A 3116-nucleotide genomic window follows, 5' to 3' on the forward strand; every position below is an offset into this window, starting at 1 on the left:
CGCCAGAGGGTGTAGGCCCCGACAACCATCAAGCCAACGTATGGAATAGCCACAATCATCAGGGTGATCGCCCACAAAATCGCCTGCCGTTTACGGAACATGGAAGTCCTCTTATTTAATACGTATTAAACACCTGAAATAATACTCGCCGATTTGTTGGCAGGGATAATCCGATCAAAGGGGATTCAATGCGCATGTGTTGCAGCGGACAGATTCTCATTTTGTCTTTCAGGTACTTTTCACCGATTGAAAAAGGCCTGCCAGATGTTTGTGGGCGAATTTCAATTCATTTTGAAAAATGCGCCTGATGTCGTCCGGCGTCGGCACGGCGCCCTTCTTGATTTCTGCAAAATACCATGCGAGGGTTTGTCCCAGGGCGTAGGTTGAGATCCCGCTGAAGGCCGCCGCGGCTGGCACACCCACCCAGGGAAACACCTTGAGCAGCTCACGAGCCACGTAGCGGATGCCCCAACGGGTGGCGAAGCCCCAACCCAGGGTTGCCGCCATATCCCAGAAACGTTCCCAGGTGAGTGGTTGATTGTAAATGGCGGCGAGCCGCTGGGCCATGAGAAATTGAATACCCAAAATCAAGGGCAAGTCGATTGCCGGAATGGAAACCGCCCCTGCTATCGCGGCTAGGAGAGCATGGTGGAGAATCACTCCCAGTGCCTTCTGACCGTGGATGGCTCCCACGTGACGACGCAGCTCCGGGATGGCCGCGATCATCGCCCCGATACTTGCCGGAAAGGCATTCTCGATGGCCTGCCAGAGCTGCTCCAGACCGTAAAACTGCGGGGTGTATCCATCTTCGGGCAGCGTAAAATCAATGGCCACAAAGCGGACCTTGTCCCTCGGGAACCACGAACGTTGCTCAGTGAGGGCACGGGCAAGGTCTTGCGGCACTTCCGGCGGGAAGGGCTCACGATCAAATGGATACGGGAGAATGTGACGCGGCTCACGCCAGGGATACCCATCATGAAGACACGTTTGGACCACAATCACCGGCCAATCGGGGTGCCGCCGCATCACCTGATGGATCACGGCTCGGACAGCGTCCTGTGCCAGGTCCATCGCCCGCATGACGGCCATCACGAGGTGTGCGTGCTGCTCGTGCCATTGCAGGTCCTCCGTGGGATCGTAATCGGCGTCGCCAAGACCGCGCGTGTCCAGGAACTCCAGAAGAGGCGACTCATGGCTCAGGAACGGATAACGCCACGATGACTTCGTGCAGGGCTCAAATCCATTTCCGATTTCCGCACGAGGATCGCCCGTGAGGGCTTGCACGATCGACGTCTTGCCCGCCTGGGCCTTTCCAACAAGCCAGATAACCGGCGGGGGCAGACGGTCTTTCAGTTCCTCTAACTTCCGGAGAAACTCGGGATTGTTGACCTCGGAGAAGTTGGGGGAGATCATACTCATTTCCGCGCGTAATGATTGTCGCCCATCCTAACTCATATTATGGTCCTGTGGCGGCGCGATAACACAAAAGGTCTCCGTCTTCGGTGGCCACCAGCAGAGCGTTTTGCACGACAACCGGGGATGCCGAGATGGCCCCGCCCACCGTGAGCGCCCAGGGCGACTGTCCGTCCCTGATGCGAACGGCGTAAACATGGCCGTCCAGCGAGGCTGCCAGGACCAGATCGTTGTCGGGATCGGCCTGGTGTGTTGCCCGCACAATGACGGGCGAGGCGTCCACGTAGCGCCGTGTGGGAAATCGCCACACGTGCCGGCCGGTGATGCGGTCGAAGCAATGGACGGCTTTGTCCCGACTTCCCACCACGACGTAGCGCTCATTCACTGCCGCCGATGCCCGAAAGGCTCCGCCCTCGTTTTCATTGTCATAACGCCAGACGACTTTTGCCCGTTTCCAGTCGATGCCAAAGAAGACGCCATTTTCCGTGCCTACATAGGCCAGAGAACCCACCACTGCGGGGGTCGAGCCGGTCGGCCCTTCCAAGTCAATCGCGGCGATTTCCCGGCCGTTCTGGATTTCCACCACATGGAGTTTTCCATCGCATCCAGCGATGAATGTGCGTCCCTCGACGATGGGGGGTGTGCAGCGGATTTGGTCGTGGCCACCGCCTTTCCACACAATCTCCCCAGTTTGTGCATCCACACAGTAGAGAAATGTGTCCTGGGATCCAAACACCACAACCTGTTTGCCGGAGGGCAGCGTCGCGAAGCCGGGGCCCCCGTCGATTTCCCCTTCTACCTCTTTTTGCCAGACAGGATCGCCGGTTTGTGCTCGCAAACAGTGAAAGCCACCGTTAATATCTCCTACGTACACATGGCCGTTCCAATAACCGGCAGGCGCAACAATTCCTGCGGGTGCCTTCCAGGCCCATCGTTTTTGGCCTGTTTGCAGATCGACGGCGTAAAAGTTGCCTTCGTTGCCGCCCAGGAAAACCGTATTGTCGGCCACAACCGGCGTCGCCGTGAAGGAATCGTTTTCGGCGGTGAAGGCCCACGCCTGCTTGGGCGGCTGATCGAATCGCCCCAGCACCAGGCCGGTGGCCGTGGGCGTGCCTCGGAAAACCGGCCAGTCGCTTCCAGAGATGATATCCACAGGCGTCTCCGTGGACGGCGGTTCGGCCGCGCTGTCGTGCACGGTGTTTCCGGATGGTGCACTCGAAGCCTCCTTACGTTCTTCAGCGTTTTGAGCGGGGCTGGTAGGAGGCTCAGTGTTTTCCTGTTTGACATTTTCCGAGCTCCCAGGCTCACTGAAGCAGTAGAGCGCTTCATCGGTTCTCAAAATGAGATCGCGATCGACCAGCGCGGGCGTGGCCAGGCAGCGGCCGCCAACTTCGTTGCGGGAGAGAAGACGGAACTCGTCTCCCGCCGCCACCACAAAGACGACGCCACGTTCGTTGACGGCATACAATCGGCCGTCGGCCGCCACAAGCGAAGCCGTGAACGTTCCCTCCAGCGGGGCCCGCCAGATCACCTCGCCATTGCCGGGGTTGTAGCAGGTCAGCCACTTCAGATCGGACAGAACATAAAGACGGTTGCGATAGACGATACCGGAGGGGATGTATGGCCCACCCCGCGGCAACTGCCAGAGGAGCCGGGCCTGGACCGATCTCTCCCCGCCTTCCAGGTGAAAGGCCAGGATTGGT

2 protein-coding genes are annotated in these 3116 nt (G+C 58.8%); both read right to left on the reverse strand.

What is annotated here, in order from left to right:
* Positions 1 to 228: 228 nt before the first annotated feature.
* Positions 229 to 1413, reverse strand: a complete 1185-nt coding sequence (locus tag H5U08_RS14015) for a DUF697 domain-containing protein (RefSeq protein ID WP_297034306.1) — start codon at positions 1411 to 1413, stop codon at positions 229 to 231.
* A gap of 43 nt (positions 1414 to 1456) precedes the next feature.
* A partial coding sequence (locus H5U08_RS14020) for a PQQ-binding-like beta-propeller repeat protein (protein ID WP_297034309.1) occupies positions 1457 to 3116 on the reverse strand: 1660 nt, incomplete at its 5' end.

Origin of the sequence: Thermogutta sp. (assembly GCF_014359955.1) — a bacterium.
GTDB lineage: Bacteria > Planctomycetota > Planctomycetia > Pirellulales > Thermoguttaceae > Thermogutta.

Coding starts and splice junctions, on each gene's coding strand:
- H5U08_RS14015 (WP_297034306.1), bottom strand. CDS start 1,413: ATGATCTCCCCCAACTTCTCCGAGGTCAACAATCCCGAGTTTCTCCGG.